The sequence below is a fragment of the Massilia niastensis DSM 21313 genome (assembly GCF_000382345.1).
In the GTDB taxonomy this organism is placed as follows: domain Bacteria; phylum Pseudomonadota; class Gammaproteobacteria; order Burkholderiales; family Burkholderiaceae_D; genus Telluria; species Telluria niastensis.
In genome coordinates this window covers 202497-218027 of sequence record NZ_KB908077.1, presented here as the reverse complement: position 1 = coordinate 218027, position 15531 = coordinate 202497, and the positions used below count along the sequence as shown (strand labels likewise).

The following is a 15531-nucleotide window of genomic DNA, read 5'->3' as shown; positions in this document are numbered from 1 at the left end:
GCCTTTAAAAACAGGTATGTATAAAGGATTTTTTGTCCAAGATTTGTAAAATTCCTGAAAACTTCGGTGGATTTGTGATGGCCGTCACATTCCCCGTTCGATGCCATCTGTCATTATGCGATCCGTTGGCCTTACAGGGGTGCAGCGCCACTCTTGCAACATTAAATCAACATTCGATCGATCGATCTTTATTGGAGCTTTTACATGGCAATCGTTACCGCACACGTTGCAGCAGTTCAACAACTGTACGTCGCTTACTTCAACCGTCCGGCTGATGTTGCTGGCCTGGACTACTGGACCAACATCGTTGCCAACAACAAGGGCGCTACCGCTGCTGTGTCGGCAACCTTCTCCACCTCGCCGGAATACACCGACCTGTTCAAAGGCCTGACCAACGCCCAGATCGTTGACAAAATCTACGGCAACCTGTTCAACCAGGCTACCCGCGCCAACGACGGCCGCGACTACTGGGTCAAGCTGCTCGACGCAGGCACCATCAAGGTCAGCACCATCGTTGCTGAAGTCGCAGCTGGCGCCCTGACCACCGACAAGGAAGCCGTCGAGAACAAGGTTGCAGGCGCTACCGCCTTCACCACCGCACTGGACACCCAGGCCGAGCAGGCTGGCTACGCTGGCGCAGACGCCCTGGCACTGGCTAAAGCTTTCATCACCAGCATCACCACCGACGCATCGCTGACCGCAGCGATCGCTCCGGCTGCCCTGGCTGCTACCGTCGCTGCCGTCGTTGCCGCTGGCACCGAGTTCACCGTCGTGTCGGGCCTGGCTGCTCTGGAAGCTGCCAAGGACGCAGTTGCTGATTTCCTGGGCACCCTGGACCTGGACGACGACGCAGAAACCGACACCACCGCTGGCGACGTCGCCGACGCTCTGGTCGATACCGAAGTGGCTGTCGAAGGCGAAATCGGTGGCACCATCGACTTCAGCGACGCTTCGGCTGCAATCCAGGCGGCCCTGATCGCCGACAAGACCAAAGCTCTGGCTGCTGCTGTTGTGACCGCAGAAGGCAACCTGGCTGACGCTAACGAAGCCGTGGCAGAAGTCGAAGGCCTGGGCGATGCGATCGCTGCCGTGGCATCGGCTGCCGCCGCCAAGAAAACCGTTGATGCAGAAGTCAAGGCCGCGCTGGCTGACCAGCAGGCTGCACTGGGCTCGTTCAACGTGATCGCAGGCACCAGCGTCACTGTCGCCGCTGACGGCCAAGTGACTGGCGTGATCGTCAAGAACGCAACCACCGGCGCCCTGCAACTGGCTACGACCGTGACCGCAGCAAACCGTCCGGCCGCAACCGCCCTGCTGGAAGCAGTCGTCGCCCACCAGGCAGCCCTGGTTGAGCAGGCAACTGCCGCTGACGCAGTGTTCGCTGCCAAGCTGGACGTTCACCTGCTGGACGAAAGCGCTGCTGAAGTCGCCGCACGTGACGCCCTGGTCGCCCTGGTCAGCGAAGACGACGTCGGCGCGTACGACGGCGTCCCGACCGCAGCCCAGATCCTGCTGCAGCGTGACATCCTGGTGGAAGAAGGTTCGGCTGGCCTGGCTGCTTTCAACACCGCGCTGAACGCCTACGTGGCGCTCGACATCGCAGCGAACAACCCGCTGTCGGCTGCTGTCGCTACCCAGACCACCGCGCTGGAAACCGCTAACACCAACGTGGAAGACCTGGCAGAAGCAGTTGCAGCCTACGAAGAAGCCCAGGCTAACGCTGAAGAGCTGGCTGCCCTGAACGCTGCTGTCACCGCTGCCACCAAGGCATTCGCTGACAACGACTTCAAGGCTCCGGTCTTCCTGGGTGCTACCGCTGCAGGTACCGCTGGCGCCGACATCTTCGTGTTCGACGGTGCTGATGCCACCACCATCACCAGCTTCGGCCGCGTTGGTGCTGACTCGCTGTTCATCGGCAGCGACTTCACCCTGAACACCGGCAAGCTGGCTGACGGCGACAACGCGAAGCTGGAAGTGTTCTTCGTCCAGACCGCGACCGGCGTCAAGGTCACCCTGGAAACCGAAGTCTACGGTTCGGACAGCGCAGCTGTTGCTGAGCAGACCATCACCCTGACCGGTGTCGACGCTGAAGACCTGGTGCTGGCTAACGGCATCATCTCCCTGAAGGCTCCGACCGCCTAATCATGTGACGCCCGCCTCGGCGGGTTAGCGTGAAACAGGGAAACCCGCCACCGCAAGGTGGCGGGTTTTTTTCGTCCAGACAGTGTGGAACGTACGCGACCATGTATGGTCATAATTGCTATAATTTGTGATGTGCATCACAAATCTCAACCGTTTTGGGTCATAATGCCTACGCCGTACAATTTCCGTGGATCAGCGGATGTGCGGCCCAGGCCGAGGCCAGCTCGGCACTGATCGACACCACGGCCATCGCCCATGAAAAAACTGCTAAACGAAAAAAACGACATCGAGCGGGCACTGCTTGCTTTTAAGAGTACTTTCCTGACCGTTGGCGTCTTCAGCGCCATCATCAACCTCCTGATGCTGACACCGTCCCTGTACATGCTGCAGGTGTACGACCGTGTGCTCGCCAGCCGCAACGAAATCACCCTCTTGATGCTGACCGTGCTGATGCTCGGCGCCTACCTGTTCGTGGCGGCGCTCGAGACGGTGCGCTCCTATGTGCTGGTGCGGGTCGGCGCCAAGTTCGACATGACGCTCAACAAGCGCATCTATACGGCCGCGTTCGAACAGAACCTGAAGCTTGCCGGCGGCAATGCCGGCCAGGCGCTGACCGACCTGACCAACCTGCGCCAGTTCCTGACCGGTAACGCATTGTTTGCGTTCTTCGATGCGCCCTGGTTCCCGGTCTACCTGATCGTCATCTTCCTGTTCGAACCGACGCTGGGCCTGTTTGCACTGGGGGGCACCGCGATCCTGGTGGTGCTGGCCATCGTCAACGAGAAGGTCACCCGTGCTCCGCTGTCGGAAGCCAACACGATGGCGATCGCCGCCAGCACGATGGCCACCAACAACCTGCGCAATGCCGAAGTCATCGAGTCGATGGGCATGCTGCCCAATCTGATGGGCCGCTGGTTCAAGACCCATGGCAAATTCCTGTCGCTGCAGGCCGATGCCAGCCAGAAGGCTGCGGTCATCGGCAGCAGCACCAAGTTCGTGCAGACCGCCCAGCAATCCCTGGTGCTCGGCTTCGGCGCGCTGCTGGTGCTCGAAAACAAGATCACCCCCGGCATGATGATCGCCGCCTCGATCCTGGTCGGCCGTACCCTGCAACCGGTCCAGCAGGTGATCGGCGTCTGGAAGAGCTGGAGCAGCACCCGCAGCGCCTATGAGCGCCTGACCCGCCTGCTCGAATCGAACCCGGCCCGTTCGGCCGGCATGGCCCTGCCCAAGCCGCAGGGCGCGCTGACCGTGGAAGGCGTCACCGCCGCGCCGCCGGGCGTGACCACGCCGATCGTGCGCAACGTGAGCTTCGGCATCGTTCCGGGCGACGTGCTCGGCGTGATCGGCCCCAGCGGTTCCGGCAAATCGACCCTGGCGCGCCTGCTGGTCGGCGTCTGGCCGTCGATGATGGGCAAGGTGCGCCTCGACGGCGCCGATATCTATCAATGGAACAAGGGCGAACTTGGCCCGAACATCGGCTACCTGCCGCAGGACATCGAACTGTTTGCCGGTAGCGTGAGCGAGAACATCGCCCGCTTCGGCGAGGTCGATGCGGAAAAGGTCGTGCAGGCCGCCAAGCGCGCCGGTGTGCACGACATGATCCTGCACCTGCCGAAAGGCTACGACACGCCGCTGGGCGACGGTGGCGCCGGTTTGTCCGGTGGCCAGCGGCAGCGCCTGGGCCTGGCCCGTGCGATGTACGACGACCCGGCCCTGATCGTGCTCGACGAGCCGAACTCGAACCTCGACGACGCGGGCGAGCAGGCGCTGGTCAATGCGGTGGTCGACCTGCGCAAGCGTGGCAAGACCATCGTGCTGATCACCCACCGTCCGAGCGTGCTGGGCGCGACGACCAAGCTCCTGATGATGCGCGAGGGCGCGGTGCAGGCCTTTGGCCCGACCCAGCAGGTGCTGGCTGCCATGCAGGAAGCCAACAAAAAGGCCCTCGAGGCTGCGCAACAGCAGATGGCCAGGAACGCCGCCCCGGGCGAGGGGCCGGCGGCTCCTCCAGCCCCTGGTTCGCCGGCCGTGTCGCTGGCCGCCGCCGCCGGTGCGCGCCGCGCCGCCGCAGCGGCAGCCAAGGCGGCGGCCGGGCCGGCAGCACCCGCGGCGAACGCCGCCAACGCCGATGCGCCGTCCTTTGCGTCCCAGGCCGCACGAGCGGCTGCCACCCCATCCTTTGCACCGCCCGCCAGCGCTGCCCCGGCTGCCGGCACGCCGGCGGCCAATAGTGGAGAGTCGAACTGATGAAGTTGTTGAAGAGCGATAGCGCGGAAGTCGTCACCCATGATGCGACGCCGCTTGAAGTGAACACGGATGCGCGTACCTTCAGCCGCATCGGCTGGCTGGTTGTGCTGGTCGGCTTTGGCGGCTTCCTGCTGTGGGCCTTGCTCGCTCCGCTGGACAAGGGCGTGCCGCTGTCCGGCACCGTGGCCAGCGAATCGAACCGCCAGGCAGTACAGCATCAAACCGGCGGCACCGTCCAGCAATTGCTGGTGCGCGATGGCGACCTGGTCAAGGCCGGCCAGGTCCTGGTGCGGATGAACCCGGTCGTGGCGCAGTCCGCCGTCGAGGTTACCGAAGCCCAGTACCTGTCGGCGCTGGCGAACGTCGCGCGCCTGACCGCCGAGCGTGATGGCCTCAGGAAGATCACCTTCCCGGCGGAGCTGGAAAAGCGCCGCGCCGAGCCGCGCGTCATCGAACTGATGAACCTGCAGAACCAGCTGCTGTCCTCGCGCCAGGGTTCGCTGCAGAATGAGCTCGGCGGCATCGACGAAAACATCGCCGGCCTGAAGCTGCAGATCACCGGACTGCAGGAATCGCGCGAAGCCAAGAAGGAGCAGGTTGCCATCCTCAAGGAGCAGCTGGCCGGCATGCGCGACCTGGCGAAGGAAGGCTATATTGCCCGCAACCGCCTGCTCGAGCTCGAGCGCACCTATGCCCAGCTGAACGGCAGCATCTCGGAAGACATCGGCAACATCGGCCGTTCCCAGCGCCAGGTGGTCGAGCTGACCCTGCGCCGCTCGCAGCGCGGGCAGGATTACCAGAAGGAAGTGCGCGGCCAGCTGTCCGAATTCCAGAAGGAAGCCGAAGCGCAGGCTGCGCGCCTGCAGGCGCAGCACTTCGAACTGTCGAACGTCGAGGTCAAGGCGCCGGCCAGCGGCACGGTGGTCGGCCTGGCGGTGTTCACCAATGGCGGCGTGGTGCCGTCCGGTTTCAAGATGATGGACATCGTTCCGAGCAATGGGTCCCTGATCGTCGATGGCCAGCTGCCGGTCAACCTGGTCGACAAGGTGCATCCGGGCCTGCCGGTCGAGCTGATCTTCTCGGCCTTCAATACCAACAAGACGCCGCACATCGAAGGCGAGCTGACCCATGTATCGGCCGACCGCAGCGTGGACGAGCGTACCGGCGTGCCGTACTACAAGGTGCACGTGAAGGTCACGCCGGAAGGCGCGAAGAAGATCGCCCAGCACAAGATGGACATCCGCTCCGGCATGCCGGTCGAGCTGTTCGTCAAGACCGGCGAGCGCACGATGATGAACTACCTGATCAAGCCGATCATCGACCGTGCCCATTCTGCGCTGAGCGAGGACTGACCATATGACGGGAACCACCAAGAACCGCAAGCGCGGAGCGGTACTGCGCGCCTGCGCGCTCGGCGCGCTCCTGCTGACCGGCGCCGGCGGCGCCGGCGCCGTGTCGCTGCAGCAGGCCTACGAGGCCGCGCTGAAGAACGACCCGACCTTCCGCATGCATTACTTCGAGAACGAGAGCGGCAAGGAAAACCGCATCCTCGGCCGCTCGCAGCTGCTGCCTAACGTTGCGGGCAATTTTTCGATCAACAAGAACGTGGCGGACCAGGAGTTCATGCAGCTCGGCCGCCCGACGACGACGCATCCGCGCTATACCAGCCGTTCGGCCGTGGTGCAGTTGCGCCAGCCGCTCTTCAACATGGAAGGCATCGCGCGCTACCGCCAGGGCAAGGTGCAGACCGCGCAGAGCGAGCAGCAATATGAAGCCAGCATCGACGACGTCTCGGTGCGCGTGGTGACCGCCTATCTCGACGCGCTGTACGCGGAAGACCAGCTGGCGCTGGCCCGGGTCCAGCGCGACGCCAATCTCGAGCACCAGAAGGTCAACCAGCGCCTGTTCGAAAAAGGCGAGGGCACCAGGACCGACATGCTGGAAACCCAGGCCCGGCTCGATCTCGCGGAAGCGCAGCTGATCGAGGCGCAGGACAATGTCGTGGCGGCCCGTAACACGCTCCAGGGCGTGATCGGCATGGAACCGGGCGAACTGGACAAGCTGGGAAACAATTTCCGGCCAGTCGAGCTCAGCCCGGTGTCCTACGAGGACTGGAGCAGGCTGGCGCTGCAGCGTAACAACCAGCTCGCCGCTGCCCGCCTCGCGGTCGAGAACGCGCGCCTGGACATCGGCCGCAACAAGGCAGGGCATTTGCCGCGCGTGGACTTCGTCGCCGCCTACAGCAAGAACGACAGTGAAACGCTGACCAACCTGGGCCAGGAATCGACCAACCGCACCTTGGGTGTGCAGATCAATATCCCGATCTATTCGGGCGGCGCCGTCAACGCGACCACGCGCCAGGCCGCGGCGACCTACGGGCGGGCCCAGGCCGAGCTGGATGCGCGCACCAGCCAGGTCCTGGTCGAGTTGCGAAAAGCACACAGCCTTGTGATGAGCAGCGGCCGCAAGATCGAGGCGCTCGTCAAGGCTGTCGAGTCCGGAAAGCTGCTGATGACCGCGACCGAGCAGAGCATCAAAGGGGGCGTCCGCATCAACCTCGACCTGCTCAATGCCCAGCAACAGCTGTTCACCAGCCAGCGTGACCTTGCCCAGGCGCGCTATGCGTACCTGGTGGGCCTGATGCGCCTGCGCGCCGCCGCAGGCACCCTGCAGGCGGATCCGGTCCGCGAACTGACGCCTTATTTCCGCTGATCCCATGGCAAACTCCGCGCAAGCGGAGTTTGTCCATCCCCATCTCCCCTCATCTTGCTTCTATCTTTTGGGAAATATCTCCTAAAAGCAATTAACCTGCGCACTCTTCAGTATGCGCGCCGCTTTTTTTATGGTTGGAGTAGCATCGGTTCACCAATCTATAGGAGGCTCAAATGGCAGATACGAATACGATCGCGGTGCAGAAGCTCTACGTTGCATATTTCGGCCGTCCGGCTGATACGGGCGGCCTGCAATACTGGACGAATGCGCTCGCCAATAATCCCAACGCGCTGGCGGAAATGTCGCGCCAATTCGGACTGTCGCAGGAGTACCGCGTCAAGTATGCCGGCATGGACAACCGCGCTATCGTCAACGAGGTCTATGACAACCTGTTCGGCCGTGCGGCGGAGGAGGGGGGCTTGAACTATTGGTCCGACCTGATGAACCGGGGAGTGATCACCATCGATGCAGTGGTGAACGACGTCTCCAGGGCGGCGGCCGGTAATAGCGACGGCGTGGTCTTCGCCGGCAAAGCCAATGCCGCGGCTGTCTTCACCCAGCGCCTCGATCTGCCGAGCGAAGTGGCGGCCTACGCCGGCCCGGCCGCCATCCAGGTCGCAGTTGATTTCGTCGACACGGTGAGGAATCTGCAGAGCGCGGCCGCGGCCCAGGACCCGGGCTATGTCGACAGCTGGATCAGCCGCATGGTATCAGGTGGTACCGGTATGGAAGACGTCACCCTGGTTGGCAGCCCAACCGGTGTCGAGCCGCCGCTGTTCTGAGAATTCGCGCGGACCCGGCGTCCGCGCACAATGAAATCCCTGTTTCAAACGCAGTGTCGCGTTGAAAGAATATTTCATGCCGAAGCAACGCGTTCCCCGGTGCTCGCCTTCGCGGCGGGCTCCGGGGCGCAATGTGGGCAAGAGGCACCGACCACATATGCCGGCGACAGTTGCTGGCGTGGCGTCACCACCGCGCGGCAGGCAAAGCACTGGACCGTCTCGGTCGGTTCCAGCTTCGGGTTGAGTGCGGTACGGTAGTCGAACACGAAGCAGTCGCCCGTGTAATGGTCGCCGCCGACTTCCTCGAAGTACTTGAGGATGCCGCCGTCGAGCTGGAACACGCGGTCGTAGCCGATGTCCTTCATGTGGATGGCGGCTTTTTCGCAACGGATGCCGCCGGTGCAGAAGGTCACGACCGTCTTGCCGGCCAGTTCGTCCTTGTGCCTGGCTGCCACCTCGGGAAACTCGGTGAACTTGTCGATGCGGTAGTCGAGCGTGTTGTTGAAGGTGCCGACATCGACTTCAAAGGCGTTGCGGGTTTCCATCATCACCACCGGCACACCCTCGTCGTCGTGGCCCTGGTCGAGCCAGCGCTTGAGCGTCCTGGCGTCCACCGAGGGCGCGCGGCCGAGTTCCGGCTTGATCAGCGGCATGCGCATCGTGATGATTTCTTTCTTGATCTTCACCAGCATGCGCTTGTGCGACTGCTCGGTCGACAGGCTTTCCTTCCATTCCAGGTCGGCCAGGCGGGCGTCGGTGCGCACCCAGTCCAGGTAGCGGTCGATGTTTTCGCGCGTACCCGACAGGAACATGTTGATGCCTTCCGGTGTCAGGAGGATCGTCCCTCTCAGTCCCAGGTCGTTACACAGCGCCTGGTATTGCGGACGCATTTCTTCCAGGTTGTCGAGCGTAATGAATTTATAGGCAGCGATGTTAACGTAGGAGGTAACTGAAGACATGATTTCGGCGGTCGGCTGAGAAAGGCAGGGCGATATTATAAGGCAGTCGCGCTGAATGGCCGCATGTTGGCGACGGTTTGGCCGCGTTTTCGCGACACTTCCCCAGTGTCGGAAAACTTGACAGTAGGTATTGGGAAACTTCTGATGAAAATCTCAAGTATTTGTATTTGCAGGGAAATTTCCTACTGGCATTAAAATTGCATGCAGGGTGGATTCTTCCCAACCAGATTGATTATAAGAAATGATTCGTCATACTGCTTTCCTGACCATGGCCCTGAGTGCAGGCATCGCCACCGCCGCTCCGATCAACGCTAGCGCCCTGAACGGCGCCGCGCCGGAAGCCTGGACCACCGGCTGGACCGGCAGTTCCGTCGCCGCGCTGGTACCGACCGCCAAGCCGGGCGACCAGGCCCTGCAATTCTCGGGCAATTCGAACAAGGCCGCCTACCTGAAGCTGGCGGAACGCCAGGACGGCGGCGTGCTCATCGATTTCTCCTTCCAGTACTCGGGCAAGGTGGACGGCAACGACTTCCTCGGCCTGTGGTTCGGCAACTCCAGCAACCTGGACAACGCCTACCTGGGCCCGAACATCGGCTTCAAGGCCAATTGCGGCAACACCGCCGTCAACAGCAGCTGCACCAACGACCTGTTCGTGCGCCTGGGCGGCACCGAAGGCTACTTCATCAACGGCAGCGATCTGGTGGAAAACACCACCTACCGCCTGTTCGCCCACCTGTACAAGAGCAATGGCTCGAGTGTTTACAACAGCTTCGATGCATGGCTGAACCCGAGCACCGCCGAGCTGGTCTCGCTCAAGACGCCCGACGCCCAGGCAAAACCGACGGGCTCGCTGAAAATCGCATCGTTCGACACCATCGGCATCCGCACCGCCACCATCGACAAGGGCCTGACCGTGCGCATCGACAACGTGAACGTGCGTGAAGTCCCGGAACCGGGCACCATCTCGCTGATGGGCCTGGCGCTGGCCGGCCTGGCAGCATTCACCCGCCGCAAGCGCGCCTGAGCCGTTCCCGCCCGACCCGAAAACCTGGCTGCCCGGCCAGGTTTTTTTTCGCCCCATGCCCCCTATGGGAAGCGGTAAATTGGTGCCTGGAAGCAACGCCAATCGCGGCTGTCCGCTTCATGCAAGTCCGTCCGGCAATGTAAAATGTCAGGATGACTTCCCCGATCTTCACCCACCTGCGCGTCCACTCCGAATACTCGATCGTCGACGGCCTCGTCCGCATCGACGACCTCGTCAAGGCGGCCGCCAAGGACCAGCAGCCCGCGCTGGCCGTCACCGACCTGGCCAACATGTTCTGCCTCGTGCGTTTTTATAAAGCCGCGCGCGGGAAGGGGATCAAGCCGATCGTCGGGGTCGACGCCTGGATCACCAACGACGACAACCGCGACAAGCCCTCGCGCCTGCTGCTGCTGGCGAAGAACCACACCGGCTACCTGCAGCTGTGCGACCTGCTGTCGAAGGCCTGGCTGACCAACCAGTACAAGGGCAGGGCGGAGATCCGCGCCGAATGGCTGGAGGCGCTCGCCACCAGCACCTCGACCCTGGAACCGGAGACGCCGCAGGCGAACGCGCTGATCGTGCTGTCGGGCGCGCACTTCGGCGACATCGGACAGGCGATCGAGAACGGCGACCTGGCCAAGGCCGAACGCGCCGCCCAGCGCTGGGCCGAGGTCTTCCCGGGCCATTTCTATATCGAGATCCAGCGCGCCGGCCAGGCGAACCAGGAGCAGCAGGTGCGCCACTCGGTGGCGCTGGCCACGCGCCTGGGCCTGCCGGTGGTGGCGACCCATCCGGTGCAGTTCCTGAGCAAGGACGAATTCATCGCCCACGAGGCGCGCGTCTGTATCGCCGAGGGCGAGATGCTGGCCAACGCCAAGCGCGTGCGCCGCTTCAACGAAGAGATGTGCTTCAAGTCGCAGGCCGAGATGGCGGCGCTGTTCGCCGACCTGCCGGGCGCGCTCGCCAACTCGGTCGAAATCGCCAAGCGCTGCAACGTCACGCTCACCCTGGGCAAGCCGCAGCTGCCCGACTTCCCGACGCCGGACGGCATGACCATCGACGACTTCCTGGTCGCCGAAACCAAGAAGGGCCTGGAAGAGCGCCTCGAGCAGCTGTTCCCGGACCCGGCCAAGCGCGAGGAAGCGCGTCCGCGCTACGAGGAGCGCCTCGAGTTCGAGAACCAGACCATCATCAAGATGAAGTTCCCGGGCTACTTCCTGATCGTTGCGGAATTCATCCAGTGGGGCAAGAACAACGGCGTGCCGATCGGCCCCGGCCGCGGCTCGGGCGCGGGTTCGCTGGTCGCGTATGCGCTGAAGATCACCGACCTCGATCCGCTGCGCTACAACCTGCTGTTCGAACGCTTCCTGAACCCGGAACGCGTCTCGATGCCCGACTTCGACATCGACTTCTGCCAGGAAAAGCGCGAACTGGTGATCCAGCACGTGAAGGACCTGTACGGCCGCGACGCGGTGTCGCAGATCGCCACCTTCGGCACCATGGCGGCCAAGGGCGCGATCCGCGACGTCGGCCGCGTGCTCGATTTCGGCTACAACTTCTGCGACGGCATCTCCAAGCTGATCCCGTTCAAGCCCGGCAAGCAGGTCTCGATCGCCGAGGCGATCGAGGAGGAACCGATGCTCAAGGAGCGCCTCGAGAACGAGGAAGAGGTCAAGCAGCTGCTCGACCTGGCGCAGCAGGTCGAAGGCATCACCCGCAACATCGGCATGCACGCCGGCGGCGTGCTGATCGCGCCGGGCAAGCTGACCGACTTCTCGCCGCTGTACACCCAGGGCGGCGACGCCGGCGTGGTGTCGCAGTACGACAAGGACGACGTGGAGGCGGTCGGCCTGGTGAAGTTCGACTTCCTGGGCCTGACCACCCTGACCATCCTCGACCGCGCGGTCAACTACATCCGTGACCTCGATCCGGCGGAAAGCGCCTTCGACCTGGCCACGCTGCCGCTGACCGACAGGGCGTCGTACAAGCTGCTCTCCGACGCCAAGACCGTCGCCATCTTCCAGCTCGAATCGCGCGGCATGCAGGGCATGCTGAAGGACGCGCGTCCCGACCGCTTCGAGGACATCATCGCGCTGGTGGCGCTGTACCGTCCAGGCCCGATGGACCTGATCCCCGACTTCTGCAAGCGCAAGCACGGCGAGAAGTTCGACTATCCCGACCCGCGCACCGAGGGCATCCTGTCCGAGACCTACGGCATCATGGTCTACCAGGAGCAGGTGATGCAGATGGCGCAGATCATCGGCGGCTACTCGCTGGGCGGCGCGGACATGCTGCGCCGCGCGATGGGCAAGAAGAAGGCCGAGGAAATGGCCGAGCACCGCGAGATCTTCCGCAAGGGCGCGGGCGAGCGCGGGCTCACCACCGAGAAGGCCGACGAGATCTTCGACCTGATGGAGAAGTTCGCGGGCTACGGCTTCAACAAGTCGCACGCGGCCGCCTATGCGCTGCTGTCGTACCACACGGCCTATCTCAAGGTCCACCACACCGCCGCGTTCATGGCAGCCAACATGTCGCTGGCCATGGAAGACACCGACAAGATCAAGATCCTGGTCGAGGACTCGATCGACGTGTGCAACCTGACCGTGCTGCCGCCGGACGTCAACGAGTCGCAGTTCCGCTTCACGCCGGAAGGCCAGGCGCCGTCGGTCACCGGCAAGCGCGTGACCAACATCCGCTACGGCCTGGGCGGCGTCAAGGGCGCCGGCCAGGGCGCGATCGAGGCGATCATCGCGGCGCGCAAGAGCGGCGGCAAGTTCAAGGACCTGTTCGACTTCTGCAAGCGCGTGGACCGCAAGCAGATCAACCGCCGCACCGTCGAATCCCTGATCCGCGCCGGCGCCATGGACTGCTTCGGCGTCGACCGCGCGATCCTGCTGGCCTCGGTCAGCTTCGCGATCGAGGTGGCCGACCAGGCCGCGGCCTCGGCCAACCAGGTCAGCCTGTTCGGCGGCGACGACAGCGACCTGGTGGCCCCGCCGGAGTACGTGAAGGCCACGCCGTGGACCGACCGCCAGAAGCTGGCCGAAGAGAAGATCGCGCTCGGCTACTACCTGTCGGGCCACATGTTCGACTCCTATGCGCAGGAAGTGCGCCGCTTCGCCAAGACCAAGCTGAAGGACCTGGAGCCCTCGCGCGACCCGCGCATGCTGTGCGGCGTGATCACCGGCGTGCGCCCCCAGATGACCCAGCGCGGCAAGATCCTGATCGTCACCCTGGACGACAAGACCTCGGTGGTGGAGGTGACGATCTACAACGAGGTGTTCGAAGCCAACAAGAACATCTTCAAGGAAGACGAGTTCCTGCTGGTGGTCGGCAAGGTATCGGAAGACCGCTTCAACGGCGGCCTGCGCATCACGGCCGAGAAGGTGTTCGACATCGCGGCCTCGCGCATCCAGTACGGGCACAAGCTGGAGATGGACCTGTCGGTCGGCGTCAGCCCGGCCAAGATCGCCGAAGTGCTGCAGCCTTACCGCGTGGCCGACGGCCTGCCCGTCAGCCTGCGCATCAGGCCGCAGGGGATCGAGTGCGTGATGCAGCTCGGGGACGACTGGCGGGTGGCGCCGTCGGATACGCTCAAGCATGCGCTCGAGCTCACGCTGGGCGCCAAGGGCGTCGCGGTCGAGTACTGATCCGCACTGTCGTCTGCCGCACGGCGCGTCTGCGGACGCGCCGTTTTCATTGGTGCGCCGGCGGGCCGTCAGTTGTAGGGTGGGCGGGTTTCCCGCCCACGCGTTCAAGCACGTAATGCGTATCGTCCGTCTATGCGCTGGCTGAACGCGTGGGCAGCAAAGCTGCCCACCCTACGGTTACTTTTGCGACACCTTCACAGGTGGGGACCCAGTATCAGGCGGGCCGCCAGCCATACAGGGCCAGGCTGCCCTTGCGCCCGCGCAGCTGGTGCTCGCCGAGAGCGGCCAGCACCGGCGGATGGCCCAGGGCGGCGGCGACCGCCTGCGAGCAGACGATCGGATAGCCGACCTCCTTCGACAGCGCTTCCAGCCGCGCCGCCACGTTGACGGTGTCGCCCACCACCGTGAACGCGTGGCGCTCGGGCGAGCCGATGTGGCCCGCGATCGCCTTGCCGCTGTGTACCCCGATCCCGATCTCGAGCGGCGCGCCGTGCTCGTCCCGCCATTCCCCGTTCAGGGCCGCCAGTTCGACCAGCATCTCGTGCGCGGCCTCGAGGGCCGCCTTTTCGCTGCTGGGCAGGACGTTCGGTGCGCCGAATACGGCCATCAGGCCGTCGCCGATGAACTTGTCGACCGTGCCGCCATGCTTGTGCACCACGGCCGTCATGCGGCTGAAGTAGCGGTTCAGCAGCGCCACCACGGCTTCCGGCGCCAGCCGCTCGCTCAGGGCGGTGAAGCCGCGGATGTCGGAAAACAGCACGCACACCTCGCACACGCTGGAGCCGGCGCCGGCGTCGAGCCGGCCGGCCTCGATTTCCCGCAGCACCGCCGGGCTGACGTAGCCGGCGAAGGAACTGCGCAAGGCGCGCTTGGCGCGCGCATCGTGCCAGGCCTGCCACAGCGCACGCGCCAGGCTGGCCAGCAGCGCGGCGCTTACCGTCCCGGCCACCGGCAGCCAGACCTGCTGCCGCAGCAGGAGCAGGCAGAGCAGCAGGGCGCCGGCGCACCAGGCCAGCAGCAGCGCCAGCTTGCGCGCCCCCGTGCGTCCGGCCAGGAACAGGGCGCCGGCGAGGGTCAGGGCCCAGGCCAGCATGGGCGGCGCCGGCACGATCAGCCCGCCGTTGAGCATGCTGCGCACGGTCTGCGCGTGCACCAGCACGCCGGGCACCGCGTGCTTGCCCGGCAGCCAGGTGGCGAGCGGCACCGGCGCCTCGATCAGGTCGGTGTCCTCCTCGACCGTGCCGAGCAGGACGATCTTGCCGCCGAATAGTTCGCGCAGGCGGGCGTCGCGGCCTTCGCGCGCCAGGCGCAGCACATCCTGCAGCGGGATGTAGCTGAATTCGTCGCCGATCTGGTAGTTGATCATGCCTTCCCAGCTCCGGCGCACGCCCATTGCCGCACTCAGTTCGCTGGCCAGGGTCCAGGCGAAGCCGCCCGGCTGGACCGCGGCGCCGGCATACTTCCGCACGCGGCCGTCGGCGTCGGCCAGCACCAGCGCCGACGCGGTCGAGCGCACCGGGCCCTCCTGCATGGCCAGCACCGAGGCATAGTCGATCTGGATGTCGCGGAAGTGGCCGCGCCGGTGGTCCCAGACCTTGGCCAGCACCAGCGGGGTGCTGCGCATCGATTCGAGCAGGCCGGCCAGCAGCAGCCGGTGCAGGTCGCGCTGCGGGTCGCCGGCCAGCAGCACCCGGTCGAAGCGCTTTTCGGGCAGCACCAGGTCGAGCCCGACGGCGGCCGGGCCGGCGCCGGCGGCCGCGCGCAGGAAGCCGGCGAGGTGGGCGTGGCTCAGCGCCAGCGGTTCGTCGATCGCATCCAGGAAGGCGTCGTCGATGCCGACCACCACGACGTCATGGCGCAGCGGCTGCGGCGCCCAGGCGCGGTTGGCGGAGGTGGCCAGGTCGAACAGGCGCGGGTCGAGCACGCGCGCGGCCAGGGCGGACAGCAGCGCCACGGCCAGCGCGAGCGCCGCCCACCACGGGCGGCGGGACACGGGAATCGGCATCGGGAAT

Annotated in this window: 9 protein-coding genes; 7 read left to right on the top strand and 2 right to left on the bottom strand. The window is 64.6% G+C overall.

Annotation, left to right across the window (positions count from 1 at the left end; translation table 11 throughout):
* The first annotated feature begins 204 nt into the window (after window positions 1–204).
* From H162_RS0102165 to H162_RS0102145, 5 genes are all read left to right on the top strand, one after another.
* A complete protein-coding gene (locus tag H162_RS0102165) occupies window positions 205–2142 on the top strand; it encodes a DUF4214 domain-containing protein (protein WP_084676909.1) in 1938 nt (645 codons plus the stop codon).
* A gap of 255 nt (window positions 2143–2397) precedes the next feature.
* Window positions 2398–4392 carry a type I secretion system permease/ATPase gene (locus tag H162_RS0102160; RefSeq protein WP_020651799.1) on the top strand — a complete coding sequence of 665 codons (1995 nt, stop codon included), beginning with the start codon at window positions 2398–2400 and terminating at the stop codon, window positions 4390–4392.
* Complete coding sequence (locus H162_RS0102155) at window positions 4392–5744, top strand: HlyD family type I secretion periplasmic adaptor subunit (RefSeq protein ID WP_020651798.1); 1353 nt, start codon at window positions 4392–4394, stop codon at window positions 5742–5744. Before H162_RS0102160 ends, H162_RS0102155 begins: the two co-directional genes overlap by 1 nt.
* Before the next feature lie 4 nt (window positions 5745–5748).
* Complete coding sequence (locus tag H162_RS0102150) at window positions 5749–7104, top strand: TolC family outer membrane protein (RefSeq protein WP_020651797.1); 1356 nt, start codon at window positions 5749–5751, stop codon at window positions 7102–7104.
* Window positions 7105–7277: 173 nt separating this feature from the next.
* Window positions 7278–7886: a DUF4214 domain-containing protein gene (locus tag H162_RS0102145; protein ID WP_020651796.1), complete on the top strand. Its 609-nt coding sequence runs from the start codon at window positions 7278–7280 to the stop codon at window positions 7884–7886.
* A 74-nt stretch (window positions 7887–7960) separates the two neighbouring features.
* On the opposite strand, the gene H162_RS29920 is transcribed toward H162_RS0102145, so the two are convergent.
* Window positions 7961–8845, bottom strand: a complete 885-nt coding sequence (locus tag H162_RS29920) for a sulfurtransferase (RefSeq protein ID WP_051109861.1) — start codon at window positions 8843–8845, stop codon at window positions 7961–7963.
* Window positions 8846–9086: 241 nt separating this feature from the next.
* On the opposite strand from H162_RS29920, the gene H162_RS0102135 reads away from it, so the two are divergent.
* Window positions 9087–9869, top strand: a complete 783-nt coding sequence (locus H162_RS0102135; protein WP_084676907.1) for a PEP-CTERM sorting domain-containing protein — start codon at window positions 9087–9089, stop codon at window positions 9867–9869.
* A 152-nt stretch (window positions 9870–10021) separates the two neighbouring features.
* Entirely contained in the window at window positions 10022–13519 is a 3498-nt protein-coding gene (gene dnaE / locus H162_RS0102130) for a DNA polymerase III subunit alpha (RefSeq protein ID WP_020651793.1), read from the top strand.
* Window positions 13520–13733: 214 nt separating this feature from the next.
* Here the strand turns inward: dnaE and H162_RS32475 are convergent, their stop codons facing one another.
* Window positions 13734–15524, bottom strand: a complete 1791-nt coding sequence (locus tag H162_RS32475) for an adenylate/guanylate cyclase domain-containing protein (protein WP_020651792.1) — start codon at window positions 15522–15524, stop codon at window positions 13734–13736.
* Between the last annotated feature and the right edge of the window lie 7 nt (window positions 15525–15531).

What these genes read in the sequence shown, in the direction of transcription:
- H162_RS0102165 (WP_084676909.1), top strand. Translation starts at nt 205, where the DNA reads ATGGCAATCGTTACCGCACACGTTGCAGCAGTTCAACAACTGTACGTC.
- H162_RS0102160 (WP_020651799.1), top strand. Translation starts at nt 2,398, where the DNA reads ATGAAAAAACTGCTAAACGAAAAAAACGACATCGAGCGGGCACTGCTT.
- H162_RS0102155 (WP_020651798.1), top strand. Translation starts at nt 4,392, where the DNA reads ATGAAGTTGTTGAAGAGCGATAGCGCGGAAGTCGTCACCCATGATGCG.
- H162_RS0102150 (WP_020651797.1), top strand. Translation starts at nt 5,749, where the DNA reads ATGACGGGAACCACCAAGAACCGCAAGCGCGGAGCGGTACTGCGCGCC.
- H162_RS0102145 (WP_020651796.1), top strand. Translation starts at nt 7,278, where the DNA reads ATGGCAGATACGAATACGATCGCGGTGCAGAAGCTCTACGTTGCATAT.
- H162_RS29920 (WP_051109861.1), bottom strand. Translation starts at nt 8,845, where the DNA reads ATGTCTTCAGTTACCTCCTACGTTAACATCGCTGCCTATAAATTCATT.
- H162_RS0102135 (WP_084676907.1), top strand. Translation starts at nt 9,087, where the DNA reads ATGATTCGTCATACTGCTTTCCTGACCATGGCCCTGAGTGCAGGCATC.
- dnaE (WP_020651793.1), top strand. Translation starts at nt 10,022, where the DNA reads ATGACTTCCCCGATCTTCACCCACCTGCGCGTCCACTCCGAATACTCG.
- H162_RS32475 (WP_020651792.1), bottom strand. Translation starts at nt 15,524, where the DNA reads ATGCCGATTCCCGTGTCCCGCCGCCCGTGGTGGGCGGCGCTCGCGCTG.